The sequence below is a fragment of the Mycobacterium sp. ST-F2 genome, assembly GCF_001905655.1.
GTDB lineage: Bacteria > Actinomycetota > Actinomycetes > Mycobacteriales > Mycobacteriaceae > Mycobacterium.
This window is the reverse complement of sequence record NZ_JMHT01000028.1, coordinates 1-20,529: the sequence shown is the minus strand read 5'-3', so window position 1 is coordinate 20,529 and position 20,529 is coordinate 1. Positions and strand designations below refer to the sequence as shown.

General features: G+C 67.4%; 23 protein-coding genes and 2 pseudogenes. 17 read left to right on the top strand and 8 right to left on the bottom strand.

Annotated elements, in window-relative coordinates; genetic code table 11:
- The first annotated feature begins 23 nt into the window (after positions 1-23).
- Together EB75_RS11790 and EB75_RS11785 are read left to right on the top strand one after the other, a co-directional pair.
- Complete coding sequence (locus EB75_RS11790) at positions 24-758, top strand: RelA/SpoT domain-containing protein (RefSeq protein ID WP_073695581.1); 735 nt, start codon at positions 24-26, stop codon at positions 756-758.
- 1 nt (position 759) lies between these two features.
- Positions 760-975, top strand: coding sequence for a hypothetical protein (locus tag EB75_RS11785; protein ID WP_073695580.1), 216 nt, complete (start codon positions 760-762; stop codon positions 973-975).
- 230 nt (positions 976-1,205) lie between these two features.
- On the opposite strand, the gene EB75_RS28455 is transcribed toward EB75_RS11785, so the two are convergent.
- The gene (locus EB75_RS28455) at positions 1,206-2,828 is read right to left on the bottom strand and encodes an HNH endonuclease (RefSeq protein WP_083612177.1); all 1,623 of its coding nucleotides are present in this window, start codon (positions 2,826-2,828) and stop codon (positions 1,206-1,208) included.
- A 189-nt stretch (positions 2,829-3,017) separates the two neighbouring features.
- Here EB75_RS28455 and EB75_RS11775 point away from each other — a divergent pair, with 189 nt between their 5' ends.
- Entirely contained in the window at positions 3,018-3,257 is a 240-nt protein-coding gene (locus EB75_RS11775) for an excalibur calcium-binding domain-containing protein (RefSeq protein WP_502689363.1), read from the top strand.
- On the opposite strand, the gene EB75_RS11770 is transcribed toward EB75_RS11775, so the two are convergent.
- From EB75_RS11770 to EB75_RS11760, 3 genes are read right to left on the bottom strand one after another with little or no spacing between them, the layout of a single operon-like run.
- Entirely contained in the window at positions 3,258-3,467 is a 210-nt protein-coding gene (locus EB75_RS11770) for a three-helix bundle dimerization domain-containing protein (RefSeq protein WP_073695608.1), read from the bottom strand.
- Positions 3,468-3,525: 58 nt separating this feature from the next.
- Positions 3,526-4,005 (bottom strand): DUF6653 family protein, encoded by a 480-nt coding sequence (locus tag EB75_RS11765; RefSeq protein WP_073695578.1) that lies wholly within the window; start codon positions 4,003-4,005, stop codon positions 3,526-3,528.
- The gene (locus tag EB75_RS11760; protein ID WP_073695577.1) at positions 4,002-4,598 is read right to left on the bottom strand and encodes a TetR/AcrR family transcriptional regulator; all 597 of its coding nucleotides are present in this window, start codon (positions 4,596-4,598) and stop codon (positions 4,002-4,004) included. Before EB75_RS11760 ends, EB75_RS11765 begins: the two co-directional genes overlap by 4 nt.
- A gap of 111 nt (positions 4,599-4,709) precedes the next feature.
- Here EB75_RS11760 and EB75_RS11755 point away from each other — a divergent pair, with 111 nt between their 5' ends.
- The 6 genes and pseudogenes from EB75_RS11755 to EB75_RS11735 all read left to right on the top strand — a co-directional run bounded on the left by EB75_RS11755 (position 4,710) and on the right by EB75_RS11735 (position 8,012).
- Positions 4,710-5,234, top strand: coding sequence for an Rv1352/Rv1906c domain-containing protein (locus EB75_RS11755; protein WP_073695576.1), 525 nt, complete (start codon positions 4,710-4,712; stop codon positions 5,232-5,234).
- A gap of 18 nt (positions 5,235-5,252) precedes the next feature.
- The gene (locus tag EB75_RS11750) at positions 5,253-5,906 is read left to right on the top strand and encodes a DedA family protein (RefSeq protein ID WP_073695575.1); all 654 of its coding nucleotides are present in this window, start codon (positions 5,253-5,255) and stop codon (positions 5,904-5,906) included.
- 50 nt (positions 5,907-5,956) lie between these two features.
- Positions 5,957-6,463 (top strand): annotated as a pseudogene (locus EB75_RS11745) (Clp protease N-terminal domain-containing protein); the annotation flags it as partial.
- Positions 6,464-6,487: 24 nt separating this feature from the next.
- Positions 6,488-6,736, top strand: a pseudogene (locus EB75_RS30285) (Clp protease N-terminal domain-containing protein); the annotation flags it as partial.
- 123 nt (positions 6,737-6,859) lie between these two features.
- Complete coding sequence (locus EB75_RS11740; protein WP_073695573.1) at positions 6,860-7,408, top strand: hypothetical protein; 549 nt, start codon at positions 6,860-6,862, stop codon at positions 7,406-7,408.
- 73 nt (positions 7,409-7,481) lie between these two features.
- Positions 7,482-8,012, top strand: a complete 531-nt coding sequence (locus tag EB75_RS11735) for a GNAT family N-acetyltransferase (protein ID WP_073695572.1) — start codon at positions 7,482-7,484, stop codon at positions 8,010-8,012.
- Positions 8,013-8,016: 4 nt separating this feature from the next.
- Here the strand turns inward: EB75_RS11735 and zapE are convergent, their stop codons facing one another.
- On the bottom strand, positions 8,017-9,060 hold the full coding sequence (zapE, locus tag EB75_RS11730) for a cell division protein ZapE (RefSeq protein ID WP_073695571.1): 1,044 nt from the start codon (positions 9,058-9,060) through the stop codon (positions 8,017-8,019).
- Between the two features lie 25 nt (positions 9,061-9,085).
- Between zapE and EB75_RS11725 the strand changes: the two genes are divergently transcribed.
- From EB75_RS11725 to EB75_RS11700, 6 genes are read left to right on the top strand one after another with little or no spacing between them, the layout of a single operon-like run.
- On the top strand, positions 9,086-9,886 hold the full coding sequence (locus tag EB75_RS11725) for a pyrimidine reductase family protein (RefSeq protein WP_073695570.1): 801 nt from the start codon (positions 9,086-9,088) through the stop codon (positions 9,884-9,886).
- A 36-nt stretch (positions 9,887-9,922) separates the two neighbouring features.
- Positions 9,923-11,491, top strand: coding sequence for an alpha/beta fold hydrolase (locus tag EB75_RS11720; RefSeq protein WP_217267694.1), 1,569 nt, complete (start codon positions 9,923-9,925; stop codon positions 11,489-11,491).
- Between the two features lie 35 nt (positions 11,492-11,526).
- Positions 11,527-12,798, top strand: coding sequence for an arabinofuranan 3-O-arabinosyltransferase (gene aftC / locus EB75_RS11715; protein ID WP_073695607.1), 1,272 nt, complete (start codon positions 11,527-11,529; stop codon positions 12,796-12,798).
- On the top strand, positions 12,795-13,211 hold the full coding sequence (gene msrB / locus EB75_RS11710; RefSeq protein ID WP_073695568.1) for a peptide-methionine (R)-S-oxide reductase MsrB: 417 nt from the start codon (positions 12,795-12,797) through the stop codon (positions 13,209-13,211). The genes aftC and msrB overlap by 4 nt, the downstream gene beginning before the upstream one ends.
- A gap of 3 nt (positions 13,212-13,214) precedes the next feature.
- Positions 13,215-14,294, top strand: a complete 1,080-nt coding sequence (locus tag EB75_RS11705) for a VIT1/CCC1 transporter family protein (RefSeq protein ID WP_073695567.1) — start codon at positions 13,215-13,217, stop codon at positions 14,292-14,294.
- Positions 14,294-15,673: a DUF2252 domain-containing protein gene (locus EB75_RS11700; protein WP_073695566.1), complete on the top strand. Its 1,380-nt coding sequence runs from the start codon at positions 14,294-14,296 to the stop codon at positions 15,671-15,673. The genes EB75_RS11705 and EB75_RS11700 overlap by 1 nt, the downstream gene beginning before the upstream one ends.
- A 5-nt stretch (positions 15,674-15,678) precedes the next feature.
- Here the strand turns inward: EB75_RS11700 and hemQ are convergent, their stop codons facing one another.
- The 3 genes from hemQ to hemE are packed head-to-tail and all read right to left on the bottom strand — an operon-like array spanning position 15,679 to position 18,833.
- Positions 15,679-16,380 carry a hydrogen peroxide-dependent heme synthase gene (gene hemQ / locus EB75_RS11695; protein WP_073695565.1) on the bottom strand — a complete coding sequence of 234 codons (702 nt, stop codon included), beginning with the start codon at positions 16,378-16,380 and terminating at the stop codon, positions 15,679-15,681.
- Between the two features lie 4 nt (positions 16,381-16,384).
- The gene (locus EB75_RS11690; RefSeq protein WP_073695564.1) at positions 16,385-17,776 is read right to left on the bottom strand and encodes a protoporphyrinogen oxidase; all 1,392 of its coding nucleotides are present in this window, start codon (positions 17,774-17,776) and stop codon (positions 16,385-16,387) included.
- A 7-nt stretch (positions 17,777-17,783) separates the two neighbouring features.
- Positions 17,784-18,833, bottom strand: a complete 1,050-nt coding sequence (hemE, locus tag EB75_RS11685) for a uroporphyrinogen decarboxylase (RefSeq protein WP_073695563.1) — start codon at positions 18,831-18,833, stop codon at positions 17,784-17,786.
- Between the two features lie 161 nt (positions 18,834-18,994).
- Here hemE and EB75_RS11680 point away from each other — a divergent pair, with 161 nt between their 5' ends.
- Together EB75_RS11680 and EB75_RS11675 are read left to right on the top strand one after the other, a co-directional pair.
- The gene (locus tag EB75_RS11680; protein WP_286150156.1) at positions 18,995-19,531 is read left to right on the top strand and encodes a DUF3000 domain-containing protein; all 537 of its coding nucleotides are present in this window, start codon (positions 18,995-18,997) and stop codon (positions 19,529-19,531) included.
- A gap of 4 nt (positions 19,532-19,535) precedes the next feature.
- On the top strand, positions 19,536-20,529 hold a 994-nt coding region (locus EB75_RS11675), incomplete at its 3' end, for an HRDC domain-containing protein (protein WP_073695561.1).

The window sequence follows — 20,529 nt, the reverse complement described above, 5'->3', positions numbered from 1 at the left end:
GATGCCCCGACTACACCGCGGTAATGCTCTGGCACAACGATCTGGCCGGCGAAGTCGCCAGCATCCTCAGCACCACACCCTGGAGAAACAAGCCGACGGGTCAGTTTGCAGTGACCGCCCGATCGAAGACCGTCGACACCTTGATCCAGAAGCTGGAGCGATCCCCATCAAAGCTAGACCGTGTCCAGGACCTGGCTGGCGTCCGCATCGACGCCGACATGACCCTTACCCAGCAGACTCTGTTGGCTCGAGAGATAGCCGACCACTTCGGGCCCGACAGAGCCACCACGAAAGACATTCGCGAGGCGCCGCACTCGGGCTATCGCGCCGTTCACATCTGGCTCATACTCCCCGCGGGGCGGGTCGAAGTGCAGATTCGGACGCTGTACCAAAGTGAATGGGCCAACACATACGAAGGCATCGCTGACCTCGTAGGCCGAGGAATCCGGTACAACCAACCGAGTGCAGACCCTCGTATCCAGGCGATCGTCATCACGATGCACAAAATGTCGGCCCAGATCGCGCTGGACGAGACCAACGCGGACCGGATCAACGGCGTCATGGCCCAACTGGCCGGCGAGAGGATCGACGAGTCTACGAGCTCATCAGCCCCCAACCCAGCCCTCATTGATGAGGCGCTGGACGCGCTTACCTCTATCGGCGTAGACGCGGCAAGTTTGCAGATCCGACTGACCCAGACGAGCGAATATCTTCGTAAGCTTCGACGTATCCTCGATGGAGAGGAAGTAGAGGAATGAAATGCCAGGCTTTGTGATCGAGTTCAACCGTCAGACCGGCGAGCGCCGGGTGACCGAGTTCGCGACCGCCAGGGAAGCCATGGAACGACGACTCGCGCTGGAAGCCGAACGCACCGACCAAGGTGTGGAGATCGTCGCTTTGATCAGTGATTCTCTCAAGACCCTGCGCCAGACCCATTCCCGTTACTTCACCGGCGAAGAACTCGCCGCAATCTAGCCATCGCGTAGTCACTGGTTCAATCCCAGAATCGCACACCACGATTTTCACAGGTCAGAGCTAGTATCTAGCCATCCTTAACAAGGGTCGTACAGTAGGTGCTCGATCAGGCTCCCAAACACCAACAGGCACGGTGTCAACGACGGTCCTCCATGCGCATGGAGCCAGCGATGTCACCTACCTTCACAGACGGGGCATCGCCCAACACATAGATCGCAGTCACACCGGCGTCATTTCCGTCTGTACGGGACTCCCGCCTCATCCATGATGAGGCGCAGCATCATGTCGATCTCCGCCAGAGTCGAAGCCGCTTCACCCAATTCTCTCGGCATCTCGACCAGGAAGCCAGTACTCGCGTCTCGCGCGAATGCGCTTTTCCGGCTGGTGAACATGTCCAGGTGGGATTCCGCCCGCCACACCGCCGCGTTGGCTTGCGACTCGGCCCGCGCGATTATCTCTATAACCCGCGTCGGCTCGTCGGAGTCCTGGGCGTACGCCGGGGGCTCACATACCACTCCCGCCTCATCCATGATGAGGCGCATCATCGTGGCGATCCTCGTGAGCGTCGCCGCGACCTCCCGCAGTTCTCGCGGAGTCTCGACAAGCACGTCCATTTTGCCGCCCCGTCCAAACACACTGGCGCGGCTATTTAAGTCGTCCAGGTGGGATTTCGCCCGCTGCACCGCTTGGTTGGCCTGCGCTTCGGCCCGCACGATGATGTCATCTACATTTCCAGGTTTGGTATTGAGTGTCTGACCGCACTGCTCGCAGTTGATGCTTGCTAGAGCCCTCGGCACCCCTTGCCAGTGCTCGCACTTGAAACACTTCACGGTCAGCGGCGTGGGACCGGATTCATTAGTAGATTGTGCCAGCGTCTGGGGATTTGTTGTGCGTGCTGCCGGATAATCTCCGCCGGACGCGACTTTGTTCGACTTAGACCGGTTGCATTTCCAACACAGAGTCTGCAGATTCTCAGCCGTCGACAATCCACCCCTCGAGACTGGAATGATGTGATCCACCTCCAAGAGGAGGTGTGGTTCCACTGCGAGCGACACCGAGCAGTAGCGGCAGGTGTGATTGTCGCGCGCCTTTATGGAATTGCGCAGTGTCGACGTCATCAGTGCGCGCTGACCAGCAGCACTCTTCTTCCAGCGAATCTTCTGAGAAAGGGTTTCGATGACCGCATCGATAGTCGGCGAGTCGAACGTAACGGTTGTACGCTGCGAGCTGTTCCCACCAGCGCTTACATACTCGAATACGTACACCGGGTAGGGGACTTCGATCGGCGATAGCTCTACACCGACATGCTGCATGAACTCGTCTACGTAGTGCTTCAAGATGAAAGCAGGCGGACTGATCGCCTGAGCGATACTCGCCTCACGTTGCTGGAGGTTATGCACAGCGGCTTGGAGTCGAGCGATATCGTCGCCGAGCTTTTCGACGTCGGCGAGATGCGTCTCATCAGACTTGATGTTGAAATATTTCATCACGTACTTCAGAGGATCGCGACTGGCATTACGCACTACCTGCAGCGAACAGGTATGCACATTCGGCGCATGATAATTCGCCATGTTCCGATCTCGACGGTAGTTCCAGTGACTTGTGTTCTGGAATGTGGCCAAATGCGACTGCGAGCCGCTATCGGAGGCACCGAGCTCGAATGTTCCATCACGACGGAGCTCGGAAATGTAACGGGCAAGTTCATTGTGCTCGGCTACAAAAGAAGCAATACGGGCCTTATGGTTCTGGAACTCTTCGCTGGCGAAGTATCGCTCTTTCAGGATGTACCGGACGACGCGATAGGACCCCCATCCCGCGAGCGCGAGAAATCCGATTACGAGGAGAGCGTCCATGCCGATTGAGTTCCTTCACCGGTGCCGTCGTCAGAACGAGTCGGACCCTAGCAAGGGGTTCCGACAACCTCCCCGCCGATTAGAGCAACCAACGTGCCCCAGTGCTCGATCGCCTGGGCTGGGGAAGGCGATATGCCGCCGCGCAGCAGAGTTTCAGAGCTGGCCTGGTTCTAGAACCGGGACGTTCTTTTGTTCCCGGTCGGAGATGTCGACACGCCGGAAATTCGCCCGTCGAAAATGTTGCGTGCACTGATCGTTGCTGCCCTGATTACCTCCGCCGGGGTGGCCATCGCCCCCGTCGCGCAGGCCTCCGGCTACAAGAACTGCTCGGCGGCCCACGCCGACGGCCGGTACAACATCCCGCAGGGCGATCCCGACTACAAATCGTCCCAAGATCGCGACGGCGACGGCATCGCCTGCGAAGGCTGATCAGACCGCAGCGCGCAGGCTTCCCGACAACTCCTCGTGCACATGCCGCTCCACCAGGAGCGGCACGTAGTCCCGTACGGCGCAGGACTCGAAACCCGCATGCGCACGCTGCACGGCGGCGGCGATCTCACCGGGATCGAGCGCGGGGTAACGCGCCGTCAAACGGGTCACAACGTCGGCGATCGCTCGTTCCTCGTTGATCTCGCGCATCGTTGAATTGTCGCGCAGCACTCCCCCGTGCGCGACTAAAAACGAGGTAAGAATCCGGTCAGCGACCGGCCGTCACCTCGTCGTAGAAGATGCCCAGCCGGTCGATGCGCCACAGCTGTCCGTACACGACGAGAACGGCACCGAAGACCGTCGGCCAGAGCAGCAGCGCGGTGAGGCCCCACGCCAGCAGCGACGAGCCGACGAGCGCACCGACGACCCAAATTCGTTGCACCACAGCGAAGCCCGCCGGCATGCGCGACCGGACCTGCATCCAGAGCCGTTCGCCATAGATGCCGCGCGACGACCAGGCCACCGGCTTGTCGACGGGCGCGAACGCATGCGGGTTCCACCACAGCCACAGGACGACCAGGCCGATCGGCGCCAGCGCCCACCACCCGATCCAGACGCGGCTCCAGATCGCCAGCAGCATCACCGGGATGGCCGCGAACCGCGTCCACACGCTCCACGGGTTGGCGTGGCGGCGCCACGCCTCGTCACTCATGCCGGCCGCGTGGGCGTACCTGTCCAGAAGCTTCATCGGAGCATTCCCCTTGCCAGAGTTCGGATGGTCGCGTCGAGCACGTCGTCGTATCCGGCGCCGAACCGGTCGCGGTTCATCACCAGCAGCCCGACGGACCGCATGACGCCCAGCAGGGCGTCCGGCGCGATGTCGTCGACCAGGACGCCGGCCCGCTGCCCGGCCGCCAGGTAGTCGAGCACCGGGCTGACGATCTGCGGCATGACCCGGGCGAGCTGATCGGGCCCGACGCGGCGGGTGACGGCCGTCAGTTCGTCGGGGTGCGTGAGGAGCCTTCGGTAGAACGGGTCGTCGACGAGCACGTCGGTGATGCCACGCATGAGGCCCACGAGGCCGTCCTCGTCGACAGGCCGGCTCAACGGCGCAGCAAGGCCGGAACCCACCCGAGGTGCCCGCCGCAGCATCACCTCGAGATAGAGCGACTCCTTCGAGTCGAAGAACGCATAGAAGCTGCCCTTGCCGATACCGGCCGGGCGCACCAGTTCATCCAGCGACGTCTTCTTCAGCCCCTGGGTCGCGAACAACCGCTCGGCAGTGTCGACCAGGGCGCGCGCGATGCTGTCCCGTTCGTCGGGGCTGAATGCCACCGCCATACCTATGACTCCTTTGGTCAGACAGTCATAGCCTACGCCGCCCGAGCCCCGCGAACCACCCGACAGACATCACACCCCGGCACATAGCTAGAAGAGCTAAACTTTGACGTCATGAGCTCGAAGACGAGGATCGCCGCGGCCGCGGCACTGGCCGTGGTGAGCTGCGCCGCGTCGACGGCCGTCGCCCTGGCCGACCCCACGCCCGCACCTCCGGGTCCTGCCGCCCCGGCCGGCGGCCCCAAGACCAGCATCGACGCCGACGGGCTGTACATCGTCGGCAAGGACATCGCACCCGGCACGTACGCCACGGCCGGGCCCGTCGGCGACAAGCGCTGCTACTGGCGGCGGATGAACAACGTGGACCCGCACGCCAAGAACAACGTCATCGACAGCGCCATGACCGCCAAGCCCCAGGTCGTGCTCATCGACGCGACCGATAAAGCGTTCAAGACCAGCGGCTGCCAGCCGTGGCACGTCACCGATGCCGCACCGGATTCGACCGGACCGGGACCCAACATTTCCCCGCAGGCGCGCGCCGCTATCGCGATTCTCGGCACCCTCGGCGGAGGCGGCGGCGCTCCTGCCCCGGCGCCCGCCCCCGCACCGGCGCCGCCCGCACCTCCAGCTTCGCCGTAGTAGTGCATCCTTAGCGGCATGGACGTCGACGCACTGCTGCAATCGATCCCACCCGTGGCGGTGTATCTCGTGGTCGGGCTCGTGATCGGGCTCGAAAGCCTGGGCATCCCGTTGCCGGGCGAGATCATTCTCGTCACGGCCGCGGTCATGTCCTCGCGGCACACCCTCGACATCGACCCGGCGGCCGTCGGGCTGTCGGCCGCCGCCGGCGCCATCATCGGCGATTCGATCGGCTACAGCATCGGCCGACGCTTCGGGATGTCACTGTTCGAGCGCCTCGGCCGCCGGTTCCCCAAACATTTCGGCCCGGGCCATGTCGCACTCGCTCGCCGACTCTTCAGTCGCTGGGGCGTCTGGGCCGTGTTCTTCGGCCGCTTCGTCGCGCTGCTGCGCATCTTCGCCGGGCCGCTGGCCGGCGCGCTCAAGATGAAGTACTCGCACTTCCTGGCCGCCAACGCGGCCGGCGGCATCGTGTGGGCCTGCGGCACCACGGCCGTCGTCTACTACCTGGGCGTGGCCGCCGAGAAGTGGCTGGCCCGGTTCTCCTGGGTGGCCCTGCTGGTGGGTGGCCTGCTCGCGTTGACCGTGACCCTTGTACTCAAAGAGCGCACCGCGAAGGCCATCGAGCAGCTGGAGACCGAGCACGACTGGGACACGCTGCGCCACTCGTGATCCGTCAACTCGTGGTTGACGGATCTGCATCGTCAACCTACGGTTGACGCATGGTTACATCTGCTGAATCCGCGCACACGTCGACCCCCAACCCGATTGCCGGCACCATCCGCCTCGACGACCTGATCGAGGCGATCAAGAAGGTGCACACCGAACCGCTCGATCAACTCACCGATGCGATGCTCGCCGCCGAACACCTCGGCGACATCGCCGACCACCTGATCGGTCACTTCGTCGACCAGGCCCGCCGCTCGGGTGCGTCATGGACCGATATCGGCAGCAGCATGGGCGTCACCAAACAGGCCGCGCAGAAGCGCTTCGTCCCCAAGGAACCCCGGCTCGACACCATGGATCCCAAGGACGGATTCAGCCGGTTCACCCCGCGCGCCCGCACCGCCGTCGTCGAGGCCCAGCAGGCCGCGCACACCTCGCGCAGCACCGAGATCACCCCCGACCATCTGCTGCTCGGCCTGCTCACCGATCCGGGCTCCCTGGCCATGGTGCTGTTGAGCAATCAAGGAGTCACCGCAGAGCAGATCCGCACGGCCGCCGCCGTCACCGTCGGCACCGCCGAACCCAAGGCCCTGATCCCATTCGACGGCGCCGCCAAGAAGGTGCTGGAACTGACTTTCCGCGAAGCACTTCGCTTGGGACACAACTACATCGGGACCGAGCACATCCTGCTGGCACTGCTCGAGTCCGAGGACGCCGACGGACCGCTGCACCGCCTCGGGGTCGACAAGACCCGCATCGAGACAGAGCTGGAGCAGATGCTCACCGACTTCGTCGCCGCCCAGCAGTCGGCCGCCGAGCAGTCCGGGCAAGAGTGAGTGTCCACTGACAGGGACGAAGCAGCCCACTGACCTCGCTGAAGTGGCGAGATCTAGTCCATTCGGGCGAGGCCGCTATGGCGGTGTGCCATCATGCGATGCAGTCATAACGGAGAGGACGCGATGAGCACGGGCGTGAACGGCAACAGGACCTACCGCTGGTTGGCGGGCTTGCTCGGTGCGTTGACCCTGCTGGCCGCCGCACTGGCGCCGTCGGCAGCCGCCGACACGAGCATCGGTGACGTCGGCCAGACCCTCCGCGTCGACTACAAGGGCCTGGTCGCGGACGTCACCGTCCACAACGTCCTGCCGTCGGATGAACCGCCGGGCTGGACCTGGAACGGCACCCCACGGTGGCGCAACCAGGGTGGCCCCTGGAAGTCAGATGTCACCGTCCACGTCATCTCGACGCCCAACCCCTACTGGATGGCCAACGGCGTCACCTTCACCGGTGTCACACCGTTTGCCGACGCCTACGTGTCCAAGAACACCGACGATCCGAACGAGTTGAGCCGCAAACTGCTGAGCGCGCCCGCCGGTGCCACGGTCGACGGCGTCGTCTACTGGGACGTCTACCGCGGTCTGGTCAGCAACGTGGTCATGCTCAACCCGGCCACCGGCACCCACCTTGCACAGTGGAACATCTGGCAGCCTGGCGACCAGCTGCCCTGAGCCTCACGAAAACTGCCCCTCTCCTTCGAGAGGGGCAGTTTTTTGTGCACCCGCCACGAGATAGGTTGGCGCGATGACGGTTTCCGTGCGCCCGGCGCAGGCCGAGGATGTGGCCGAACTCGCTGACGTCGCCGCCGCGACGTTCCCGCTCGCGTGTCCACCGTCGTCGACGCCGGAGAACATCGCGGCCTTCATCGCCGGCAACCTGTCCGCCGATCGGTTCGGCGAGTACCTGCGCGATCCCGAGCGCGCCGTGTTCGTCGCCCACGACAACGCGCGAATCCTGGGGTACACCATGCTGATTCGCGGCGTGGCCGACGACGCCGACGTCCAGCGCGCCGTGCCGGAGCGCCCGGCGGTCGAGCTGTCCAAGTGCTATGTGCTGCCCGACGTCCACGGCGGCAAGGTCGCCGCGATGCTCATGGACGTCTCGGTCAGGTTCGCGCGGGATACCGGCGCGCGCTGCGTGTGGCTCGGCGTCAACCAGGAAAACCAACGCGCCCAACGGTTTTACCGCAAGCACGGGTTCGAGGTCAGCGGCACCAAGACCTTTCAGCTCGGTGAGCGGACCGAGAGCGACTACGTCCTGGTGCGACTGCTGTAGGCCGCTAGGCGTGGAGCTGGGTGCCCTCGTGGGTCAGCGCGAGCAGGCGGGACGTGGCACGCAGGTACTTCTTGCGGAAGCCGCCGGCGAGCATCTCCTCGCTGAAGACGGTGTTCATCTTCTCGCCCGACGCCACCACCGGGATGCCGGCGTCGTAGAGCCGGTCGATCAACGACACCAGCCGCAGCGCGACGGCCTGGTCATAGACCATGTGCACGCCGGTGATGAAGACTTCCTGCACGCCCTCGATCAACGCGTGATAGCGCGACGGGTGCATGGTGGCGAGGTGCGCGCACAGGGCGTCGAACTCGTCGAGCGTGGCGTCCTCGACGCCGACGGCCCACGACCGCACCTCGTCGTCCGACGGCGGCACCGGCGCGGACGGCAGGGCACGCTGCCGGTAGTCGGGGCCCTCGACGCGGACAGTGGTGAAAATGCTTGACAGCGTGTTGATTTCGCGCAGGAAGTCCTGGGCGGCGAAGCGTCCCTCACCCAGCTGTTCGGGCAGCGTGTTGGACGTCGCCGCGATCGACACGCCGCGCTCGACCAGCGCCGAGAGCAGCCGGGAGATCAGCGTGGTGTTGCCGGGATCGTCGAGCTCGAACTCGTCGATGCAGACCACCACGTACTGCGACAGCAGCTCGATGCACTCGGTGAAGCCGAAGACGCCGGCCAGCTGGGTCAGCTCACCGAACGTGGCGAACGCGGCTGGGCCCGCGTTGGCCCCGGCCAGCGTGTAGTAGGTCGACGCCAGGAGGTGCGTCTTGCCGACACCGAAGCCGCCGTCGAGGTACATCCCGACACCGGGCAGCGCCTCGCGCTTGCCGAACAACTTCTTCTTGCCGGCCCGCTGACGCGTCGCGTCCTCGCAGAACTTGCGGGCCGAGACGACGGCCGCGGCCTGCGACGGCTCATTCGGATCGGGCCGGTACGAGTCGAAACTCACGTCGGCGAAGGTGGGTGGCGGGACGAGCTCGGCGATCAGTCGCTCCGGCGTGACGGTCGGATGGCGATCGGTCAGGTGCGCGACTTCGCTGGCCCCAGGCATGAAGGCACCATAGCGGCGTGCTGGAATGATTCACGTGTCCGATCCCGACGCTGCGACGCAGCTCACAGAGCTCAGCGCGGTCGGTGCTGTCTTCCGGACCGACTCCGCCACCAACGATGAATCCCTGCTGACCCCGCTGTACGCCTACCCCGACCCGCTGGACCGGCCGTGGGTGCGGGCCAACATGATCACCAGTCTGGATGGCGGCGCCACCGACGACGGCACGTCCGGCGGCCTGGCCGGTCCCGGTGACCGGGCCCTGTTCGGCCTCATGCGCCAGCACGCCGACGTCATCCTGGTCGGTGCGGCGACGGTCCGCATCGAGAACTACTCCGGGGCCCAGATGTCGGCGGCACAGCGCCAGGCCCGCCAACTGCGGGGCCAGGCCGAGGTGCCCCCGATCGCGGTGATCACGCACAGCGCCGACATCCCGCACGACGCCAAGCTGTTCACCCGTACCGAGGTGCCGCCGCTGATCCTCACCAGTCGCGACAGCATCGACGACACCTGCCGCCGGTTCATCGGGCTGGCCGAGGTCATCGACGCCTCCGGCGCCGCACCCGACCGGGTCGACCCCCGCGCGGTCCTGCGTATCTTCGCCGAACGCGGGCTGCTGCGGGTGCTGACCGAAGGCGGCCCGTCGCTGCTGAACATGTTGATCGAGGACGACCTCATCGACGAGATGTGCGTGACCATCGCCCCGGTCCTGGTCGGCGGACAGGCCCGACGGATCGCCTCCGGCCCCGGCCAGGCCCACACCCGCCTGCGCCGCAGCCACGTTCTCACCGATACCGCGGGCTACCTGTACACGCGCTACGTCCGCTGACGGGCTCGTCGCACCACCATCGCTACTGTGGTGGCCATGCATCGCCGCCTGCTGCTCCCGGCCCTGAGCCTGTCGACCGTCGTGCTGTCGACGGTCGTCGCGGGATGCGCTCCGCTGCTGGCCGCCAACCCGCGGTACGTCACCGACTCCGGTGCGCGTCCGCAGGGCGCGGCCACCACGTCCAAGGCCCCTGAGGGTCCGCCGGCCATCGCCGCGCCCAAGAAGGACCTGACGTGGCGCGAGTGCACCTCCCGCGTCTTCGGCGAGGCGACGGTACCCGCGGTCCCCGGCGTCATCCTCGACTGCTCGGACTACGACGCCGACCTCGATTCCCTGGGCGGCTCCGCCGGGACCGTCAGCATCGGGGTGGTGCGCGCCCGGTTGGCCACGACCCCGGCCGACGCCGGACCGATCGTCATGACCACCGGATCGGACACCGCCACCTCCCTGCAGTTACCGGTGTGGCTGCAGCGCGGCGGCGTCGAACTGCTCAAGACACGCCCCGTCGTCGCCGTCGACCGCCGCGGCATGGGCATGTCCGGGCCGCTGAGCTGTGTGTCGAGCAATGATCGCCAGGACCTGCTGGACCAGGCCCAGTTCCTGTCGGGTGACGACCAGGTCGCCAACCTCGCGAAGGTCGCCACCTCGGCCACCACCGACTGCACCGACAGCATCGCGCCCGGCGAGTCGGCCTACGACAACGCCCACTCGGCCGAGGACCTGGAGCGGCTGCGCAGCACGTGGGACGTGCCCGCGCTGGCCGTTCTCGGCATCGGCAACGGCGCCCAGATCGCCCTGGCCTACGCGGCGTCGCATCCCACCAAGGTCGCCCGGCTGGTGCTGGACTCCCCCTTGCCGCTGGGCCTGTCCGCCGAAGCCGCAGCCGAACAACGGGTCAAGGGCCAGCAGGCCGCGCTCGACGCGTTCGCCGCGCAGTGCGTCGCCAACAACTGCCCGCTGGGCCCCGACCCCAAGGGCGCCATCGACGGCCTGCTGGCCGAGGCCCGTGCCGGACGCGGCGCCGGCGGCGCCTCGACAGCCGGCCTGGTCGAAGCGATCACCACGGCGCTGGGCTACCCGCGCGGTGACGGACTGGCCAACACCATGTCGCTCGCCGGCGCGCTGGCCGCCGCCCGCAGCGGCGACGCCACCGCGCTCAACGCGCTGGGCAGGACGGCCGAGGACACGCGCCAGACCGACGGCCAGTTCGTGAACCGGTGCGACGACGCCGTCAACCGGCCCACGCCGGACCGCGTCCGCGAACTGCTGGTGGCGTGGCCCAAGAAGTACCCGCAGTTCGGTGCCGTCGGGGCGCTCAGCCTGGCACCGTGCCTGAGCTGGCCCAGCAGCCCGTCGCCCGCGCCGCCCAAAGAGCTGAAGGTGCCGATCCTGTTGCTGGGCACCCACAACGACGCGATCGTCGGCGGCGACGGCATCGCCGCGGTGGCGGCGATGGCGATCAACGCGGGCAACAACAGCCGGCGCGTCATGTGGCAGGGCACCGGCCACGGCACCGTGGTCTACACGGCGTGCGCCCTGCCGCCCGTGCAGGGCTACCTGAACACCGGCAAGCTGCCGGAGACCGACACGTTCTGCCCGGCCTGACCGAGCGGTCCGAGCCCCCGTTATAGGGTTCGGTGGTGACGCGCCCTCTATCGCTCCTGAGCGTCTTCGGTCCCCGCACCGGCCCACAAAGCACCGCGAATATCGTTCGCAATGCGCTGTGGCCCATCGCGATCGTGTCGATCATCCACCGCAGCTATGTGCTGACGACCAACGGGTACATCACCGACGACTTCGGTCCGGTGTACCGCGCGGTGTCGAACTTCCGGCGGCACTGGGCCATCTACAACGAGCACTTCAACTACGTCGACCCGCACTACCTCTACCCGCCCGGCGGCACCCTGCTGCTGTCGCCGTTCGGCTTCCTGCCCGAGTTCGCGTCGCGGTTCTGGTTCGTTGCGATCAACTCGGTGGCGATCATCATCGCCGGGTGCCTTCTGGTACGGCTGTTCAAGTTCTCGCTGACATCGGTGGCGCTGCCCGCCCTGCTGCTGGCCATGTTCTGCACCGAATCGGTCACCAACACACTGGTTTTCACCAACGTCAACGGCTGCATCCTGCTGGCCGAGGTGCTGTTCTTCACCTGGCTGCTGGACGGCAAGAGAAACCATGAGTGGCTGGCCGGCGCCGCCATCGGCCTCACGCTGGTGCTCAAGCCCTTGCTCGGTGTCCTGTTGCTCCTGCCGTTGCTGAACCGCCAGTGGCGCGCCCTGGTGGCAGCGTTCGCGGTGCCGCTCGTCTTCAACGCGGTAGCCTGGCCGCTGTCGGCCGACCCCATGGGCTTCGTGCGCAACACGGTGCCGTACATCTTCCAGACCCGCGACTACTTCAACAGCTCACTGCTGGGCAACGGCATCTACTACGGCCTGCCGATGTGGCTGATCATGGCGCTGCGCGTCGCCTTCGTGCTCCTGGCCGCGGCCAGCCTGTGGCTGCTGTACCGGTACTACCGCGAGCGCGATCAGCTTTTCTGGATGCTGACGTCCTCCGGCGTCCTGCTCATCACCTCGTGGCTCGTGCTGTCGCTGGCGCAGGGTTACTACTCGATGATGCTGTTCCCGTTCCTGATGACGGTCGTGCTACCGCGGTCGACCATCCGCAGCTGGCCCGCGTGGCTCGCGGTGTACGGGTTCCTCACCATGGACCGCTGGCTCATGTGGCGCTGGCCGACGACCGGCCGGTTCCTGGAGTACATCAAGATCACCTACGGCTGGTCGCTGATGCTCGTCGTGGTGTTCTGTGTCCTGTACTTCCGCTACCTCGACGCCAAGAAGGACGGTCGGCTGGACCAGGGCATCGACCCGTTGTGGTTGTCCAAGCCCGCTCCCGCGGGTAGCGTGAGCGCATGAGCATTCCGCCGCCCAAAGTTGAACTCACCGACTCTCAGTGGCGCGAGAAACTGACGCCCGCCGAGTTCCACGTGCTGCGGGAGGCCGGGACGGAACGCCCGTTCGTCGGCGAATACACCGACACCAAGACCGAGGGCGTCTACCAGTGCCGGGCCTGTGGCGCCGAGTTGTTCCGCAGCAGCGAGAAATTCGAATCCCATTGCGGCTGGCCGTCGTTCTTCGACCCGGCCGACTCGGATGCGGTGATCCTGCGGGCCGACAACACCCTCGGGATGCGGCGCGTGGAGGTGCTGTGTGCCAACTGCCACAGCCACCTCGGGCACGTCTTCGAGGGCGAGGGCTACCCCACCCCGACCGACCAGCGCTACTGCATCAACTCGATCTCGCTTCGCCTGGTCCCGGCCGAGAGCTGAGACGTGGTCTCGCAGCCCACCGACGCACAGTTGCGGCGGTGGCGTCAGCATCTGGCCAATGAGCGGGCCGAGGCCGCCGTCTACCGGGACCTGGCGCAGCGGCGTGACGGTGCCGAACGCGACATCCTGCTCGAACTGGCCATCGCGGAAGGCCGGCACGAGAAGCACTGGCTGACGCTGCTGGGCGACCAGGTCGGAAAACCGCACCGGCCTGACCTGCGAACCCGGGGTCTCGGGTTTCTCGCCCGTCATCTCGGATCGGTGTTCACGCTGGCCCTGGCCCAACGTGCCGAAGCGCGCTCGGAGTACGACACCGACGTCGACGCCACACCCACCATGGCCGCCGACGAACGCATTCACATGGAGGTCGTGCGGGCCCTCGCCAGCCGGGGCCGCGACCAACTGTCGGGCAGTTTCCGCGCCGCGGTGTTCGGCGCCAACGACGGCCTGGTCAGCAATCTGGCGCTGGTCCTGGGCATCGGCGCCACCGGGGTGTCGAACGCGACGATCCTCGCGACAGGCCTGGCCGGGCTGATCGCGGGTGCACTGTCGATGGGCGCCGGTGAGTACGTGTCCGTCAACTCCCAGCTGGAACTGCTGGAGGCCTCGACGCCCAGCGCCACCGCAGGTACCGCGGTGCAGGCGCTCGACGTCGACGCCAACGAGCTGGAGCTGGTGTACCGGGCCCGCGGGATGAGCCCCGAGGACGCGGCCGTCCGCGCCGCGGACGTGTTCGCGAGCCTGCGGGCGGGTGCATTGGCCGACTCACCGCTGGGCGAGGTGTCGACCGAGCATCACGAGGCCGTCGGTACCGGCATGCGAGCCGCGGTGTCGAGCTTCATGTTCTTCGCGTCCGGTGCGCTGATCCCGGTGCTGCCCTACCTGTTCGGGCTCACCGGCATCACGGCCGTCGTCGTCTCGGCGGTCCTGGTCGGGCTGGCACTGCTGTCGACGGGCATGGTCGTCGGCCTGCTCTCGGGCGGGCCGCCGCTACGACGGGCATTGCGCCAGTTGATGATCGGCTACGGCGCGGCGGCAGTGACGTACGCGTTGGGCCTGTTGTTCGGGACCGCGGTCGGCTGATGAACCAGTCCGTGCAGGAACGCTGCGACGCCGGTCGCGCCGCCCGTGCGAGGCTGCCCCGATCGGCGCTGGCCGAGGTCCACATCACCGCCGACCGCCCCGACCCGGTGGCCCTGCTGGAGTCGCAGGCGACCTCCCGGATCGCCGAACTCGTCCCGATCAGATACGGCCGGATGCTGACCTCGGCACTGGCCTTCTATCGCGGCGCGGCCCTGATCATGGCGGCCGATCTGGCGGCCGGCCCGCACACCGGGCTGACCGCGCAACTGTGCGGCGACGCTCATCTGTGCAACTTCGGACTGTTCGGCTCGCCTGAACGCAATCTGGTGTTCGACGTCAACGACTTCGACGAAACCCTGCCGGGGCCGTGGGAGTGGGACGTGAAGCGGTTGGTGGCGAGTCTGGCAATCGCCGGTCGGGACAACGGTTTTCAGGCCGACGATCGCGCGGACGTGATCCGCCGCTGCGTCAGCGGCTACCGCACCCGCATGCAGGAGCTGGCCGGCATGGGCGAGCTGGCGGCGTGGTACACCCAGACGACCGTCGATGCCGAGCTGCAGAACAGCGTCGACACCAAGTTCGCCCGCGAGATCCAGCAGACCGCGGCCAAGGCCCGCGCCCACGACAGTCTCCAGGCCGTCGCGAAGCTGACCGAAACGGTCGACGGCCAGAGCAGGCTGATCAGCCGTCCCCCACTCGTGGTTCCCATCGAGGAACTGGTCGGCGCCGAGCGGGCCCACCAGTACGAGCAGCAGATGACGCCGTTCATGCGGCGCTACCGCGACAGCCTGGAAGACAGTCGGCGCGTCCTCATCGACCGCTTCCAGTACGTGACGATGGCGCGCAAGGTGGTCGGGGTCGGCAGTGTCGGTCTGCGGGCGTGGATCGTGTTGCTGACCGGGCGCGACGGCGACGATCCGTTGTTGCTGCAGATGAAGGAGGCCCAGCCCTCCGTCCTGGAACGCTTTCTCGGTGCCAGTCCGTATCCGAATGCCGCCCAACGGGTTTCGGTCGGACAGCGGCTGATGCAGGCCAGTAGCGACATCCTGCTGGGGTGGCTGCACGCCGTCGGGCCGGACGGCTACGAGGCGGACTACTACGTCCGCCAGCTACACGACTGGAAGGGTGCGGTGTCGGTGCAGAGGTCGAGCCCGAAGCTGCTGGCCGACTACGGACAGGCCTGCGCCCACGCGTTGGCCCGGGCCCACGCCCGCACCGGCGATCGCATCGCGATCGCCGCCTACCTCGGGAGCAGCGACGCCGCGGACACGGCACTGACCCGCTTCGCGGAGGCGTACGCCGACCAGAACGAACGTGACTACGCGGCATTACGCGACGCCGTCGCCGCCGGTCGGGTCAGCGCACAGTCCGATCTGTAACCGGTCTACGGCAGGTTGGCGACCAGCTGCTCGATGCCGACGCGCGGCCCGGTGAAGAACGGCGTCTCCTCGCGGACGTGGCGGCGCGCGTCGGTGTAGCGCAGCTTCCACATGAGCTCGACGATGCGGGCCAGGTCGGGGCCCTCGAAGGCGAGGATCCACTCGTAGTCGCCCAGCGCGAAGGCCGGCACGGTGTTGGCGCGCACGTCGGGGTATTCGCGGCCACCCATGCCGTGCTCGACGAGCATGCGGCGGCGGTCGTCGTCGGGCAGCAGGTACCAGTCCAGCGACCGCACGAACGGATAGACGCAGATGTAGTCGCCCGGGTCCTCGCCCATGATGAACGCCGGCAGGTGACTCTTGTTGAACTCGGCCGGGCGATGCAGCGCGACGACGCTCCACACCGGCTCGGTGGCCGCGCCGAGGGCGGTGCGACGGAAACCGGTGTAGGTGGCCTGCAGGTCCTCGACACGCTCGGCGTGGGTCCACATCATGAAGTCGGCGTCGGCCCGGAAGCCGGCGACGTCGTACAGCCCGCGGACGACGACGCCCGCATCCTCGCGCTTCTTGAGGTAGGCCGCGGTGTCCGCGGCGATGGCGGCCCGCGACTTCTCGTCCGCAGGCAGCTCGTCGGGCTGCACGGCGAAGACCGAGATCATCATGTACCTGGTCACCGAGTTGAGGGCGTCGTAGTCGAGCTTGGCCATGGCTCTATCGTGCCACGCGGCTACCGACCACCTCGTGGGCCGCCCGGGTTCCCGACGCGACGCACGCCGGCACCCCGATGCCGTCCAGGTAGCCGCCCGCCACGGCCAGCCCCGAGGGCAGCCCGGCACGCAGCTCGTCGACCAGTTCGAGGTGGCCCGGGCCGTACTGCGGCATGGCGTCGATCCAGCGCTGCACCAGGTAGTCCACCGGCTCGGCGGTGATCCCGAACAGCGTCCGCAGATCCTCGAGCGACCACGCCAGCAGCCGGTCGTCGCCGACGTTGCGGGCCAGGTCGTCACCGAACCGGCCGAACGACAGCCGCAACAGTTCAACGTTGCCGCCGCGCCCCCACTTGCGCGACGTGAGCGTGATCGCCTTGGCATGCAAGGACTCTCCCGCGGCCATCAGGACGCCGGACTGCTGCGGCAGCGGCGTCCCACCCGGCAGCGCGAGCGCGACCACCGCGGCCGAGGCGACCGGGATCAACCGTGCCATGGCCGCGCTGCCCGGTGCGACGTCTTCGAGCAGCTTCGCCACGCGCGGCGCCGGGAGTGCCAGCACCACCGCGTCGGCCGACCAGTGCTTGCCCTCGTCGTCCCGCAGTTGCCAGGCCCGGCCCAGGTTTCTCCCGTCGCTCCGCTCGCCCCGGTCTGGACCCAGCCCTTCGATACCGACCTGCGCCCACTGGGCGCCGGTCCGGCGGACAAGTTCGTCGAGCAGCACGGCGTACCCGCCGTCGACCGCGCCGAACACCGATGCGCTCGGCGCGCCTGTCTGTGGCGCCGCGGCAAGCACCGAGGCGACCGCGGCCGTCAGGCTCGGCGCGCCGCGGTCCAGCGCGGCGGCCAGTGCCGGGACGGCGCTTCGGATGCCGATGGTCTTGGCCGAACCGGCATAGACGCCGGCCAGCAGCGGGTCGACCGACCGCGTCACCACCTGGGTACCGAACCGGTCGCCGACCAACTGCGCGACGGTGGGGTCGGCGTCGAGCTGCCAGCGCAGGGGTCGTGTCGGCTCGCTGGCGATCTGGTCCTGCGTCGCGTCGTCGACCAGGCCGCGCAGGTTGGCACCCGGCCCGGGGATGCCCTGCATCGTGCCGTCAGGCATGGGATGGAGGCGGCCGCCACTGCAGATCAGCGGGCGGACGCCGGTGGTACCGATCTGCCGCAGGCCGAGTTCTTTCAGGAGCGAGGTGACCTCGGGCCTCCGGGCCACGAAGGCCTCGGCGCCGACGTCCAGGGTCTGACCGGCAAGCCGTTCGGTGCGCAGGACACCGCCCAGCCGGTCGGCCGGATCGAAGACGGTGATGCGTGCCGCGGGTTCGGCCTGGCGCAGCCGGTACGCCGCGACCAGACCCGAAATGCCGCCGCCGACAACGCAATACGTCTTGCTCATCGGTGGCTCACAGCGAGTGGGCCAGCGCCACTGCTTCGGTGACCACACCGGGATCGGTCGACGGCAACACGCCGTGACCGAGGTTGAAGATGTGCCCGGCGGCCCCGGCCTCGACGGCCCGGCGCCCGTCGGCGACGACTTGGCGGACGGCGTCGTCGACCACGCGCCAGCCGGCCAGCAGCACGACCGGATCGAGGTTGCCTTGCAGTGCCTTGCCGGGACCGACCCGGCCCGCGGCGTCGACGAGGTTGGTGCGCCAGTCGACGCCGACGACCGTCGCGCCGGCCTCGCCCATGGCACCCAGAAGCTCGGCGGTGCCGACGCCGAAGTGCGTCATCGGGACGCCGTGGTCTTTCAGGGAGGCGAAGATGCGGGAGCTGTGCGGCAGCACGTAGTCCCGGTAGTCGGCGAGCGACAGGGTGCCGGCCCAGGAGTCGAACAGCTGGATCGCGTCGACGCCGGCGGCCAGCTGGGCGCTCAGGAATTCGATGGTGAGGTCGGTCAGCTTCTCCATCAGGTCGTGCCACGTCGCGGACTCGCCGAGCATCATGGCCTTGGTCTTCTCGTGGTTGCGGCTCGGGCCGCCCTCCACCAGATACGAGGCCAGGGTGAACGGGGCCCCCGCGAAACCGATCAGCGGCACGTCACCCAGTTCCCTGGTCAGCAGGCCGATGGCTTCGGCCACCGGCGCCACCTGATGGGGCTCGAGCGGCTTGATGCCCTCGACGTCGTCCGGGGTCCGGATCGGGTGGGCGATGACCGGCCCGACGTCCGGCACAATGTCCAGATCGATCCCGGCGGCCTTGAGCGGCACCACGATGTCCGAGAACAAGATGGCGGCGTCGACGCCGTGGCGGCGCACCGGCTGCATGGTGATCTCGCAGACCAGCTCCGGGTTGAAGCACGCCGAGAGCATGGTGTGGGTGGCGCGCAGGGCGCGGTACTCGGGCAGGGACCGGCCGGCCTGGCGCATCATCCACACCGGGGTCCGGTCCGGGGTGCGGCCGGTGGCGGCAGCCAGATAGGGCGAATGCGGCAGTTCACGACGGGTGCTCATCACTGCTAATGCTGCCATGTCCAGTTCGGTCGCTTATACCCTGTCGTGCGGCCAAATATCGGGCTATCGGCGCGCCTGCTTACGCGACCGCCCAGATCGGGCTAGCGTCCCAGAATGTGACCTCCGCCGAGCCGGCCCAGTTCCGCACTGCCGTTGCGGCAATGAACGCCGCCACTGTGCGCCAGGAGATCGAACTCGGCCCGATCCGTCCGCCGCAGCGGCTGGCTCCCTTCAGCTACGCGCTGGGCGCAGAGGTGCGTCACCCCGACGCCTCCATCGTCCCGGAGAGCTCGGAGGGCGACGCCTTCGGACGGCTGATCCTGCTGCACGATCCCGAAGGCGCTGAAGCCTGGGACGGCACCATGCGTCTCGTGGCCTATATCCAGGCCGACCTGGACTCCACGGAGGCCGTTGACCCACTGCTGCCTGAGGTGGCGTGGAGCTGGCTGGTCGACGCCCTCGAGTCGCATGCCGACGGCGTCACCGCATTGGGCGGCACCGTCACCGCGACGACGTCGGTGCGCTATGGCGACATCTCCGGCCCGCCCCGGGCCCACCAGCTGGAGCTGCGGGCGTCGTGGACCGCGACATCACTTGAGCTGGGGCCGCACGTGGTGGCGTTCTGCGAAGTGCTCGAACACGCTGCCGGACTGCCGCCTGCCGGTGTGACCGATCTGGGTTCGCGCACGCGCGCGTGACCGCATGACTGAACCTGATCTTGACGGGACCGCCGACGAAGTTGCGGACGATCCCGACGTCACTCCCCTGCTGGCACCCGCCGACGGCGTGCCTGCCGTCGCCGTCTATGCGAGCGACATCGCCCGTGCCGGGGAACTCTTGGCGTCCGGGCACGGCGCGTTCGCGATCGATGCCGAGCGGGCGTCGGGCTTCCGTTACTCCAACCGGGCCTATCTGATCCAGATTCGGCGCGCCGGTGCGGGCACCGTCCTGATCGACCCTGTCAGCCACGGCATCGACCCGCTGAAGGCACTGGCGCCGGTGGCCGAAGTCGTGAATTCCGACGAGTGGATTCTGCACGCGGCCGACCAGGATCTGCCGTGCCTTGCCGAACTCGGCATGACGCCGCCGTCGCTGTACGACACCGAATTGGGTGGGCGGCTCGCTGGATACGACCGGGTGAACCTCGCGGCCATGGTGCAGCGGCTGTTGGGTCTGGGGTTGAAGAAGGGCCACGGCGCCGCGGACTGGTCCAAGCGACCGCTGCCCGCGGACTGGCTGAACTACGCGGCACTGGACGTCGAGGTGCTGCTGGAACTGCGCGCCGCAGTGGCCGCGGAACTCGAGTCGCAGGGCAAAGCCGATTGGGCCGCACAGGAATTCGAGTACATGCGGACCGTCGAACCCACGCCGACGCGGCGCGACCGGTGGCGGAGGACGTCGGGCATCCACAAGGTGCGCAATGGCCAGGCCCTGGCCGCGGTGCGCGAGTTGTGGCAGACCCGCGACTTGATCGCGCAGCGGCGGGACATCGCTCCGGGCCGCATCCTGCCCGACGCGGCGATCATCTCGGCTGCCATCGCCAATCCGGACACCATCGAAAAGCTCACGGCGCTACCGATTTTCGGCGGCTCGCGGCAGAGGCGCAGTGCCCAGGTGTGGCTCGACGCGCTGGCCCGGGCCCGCGAGGCCGACCCGCCGGCGTCCGAGCCGAACAAAGGACTGCCGCCGCCCGCGC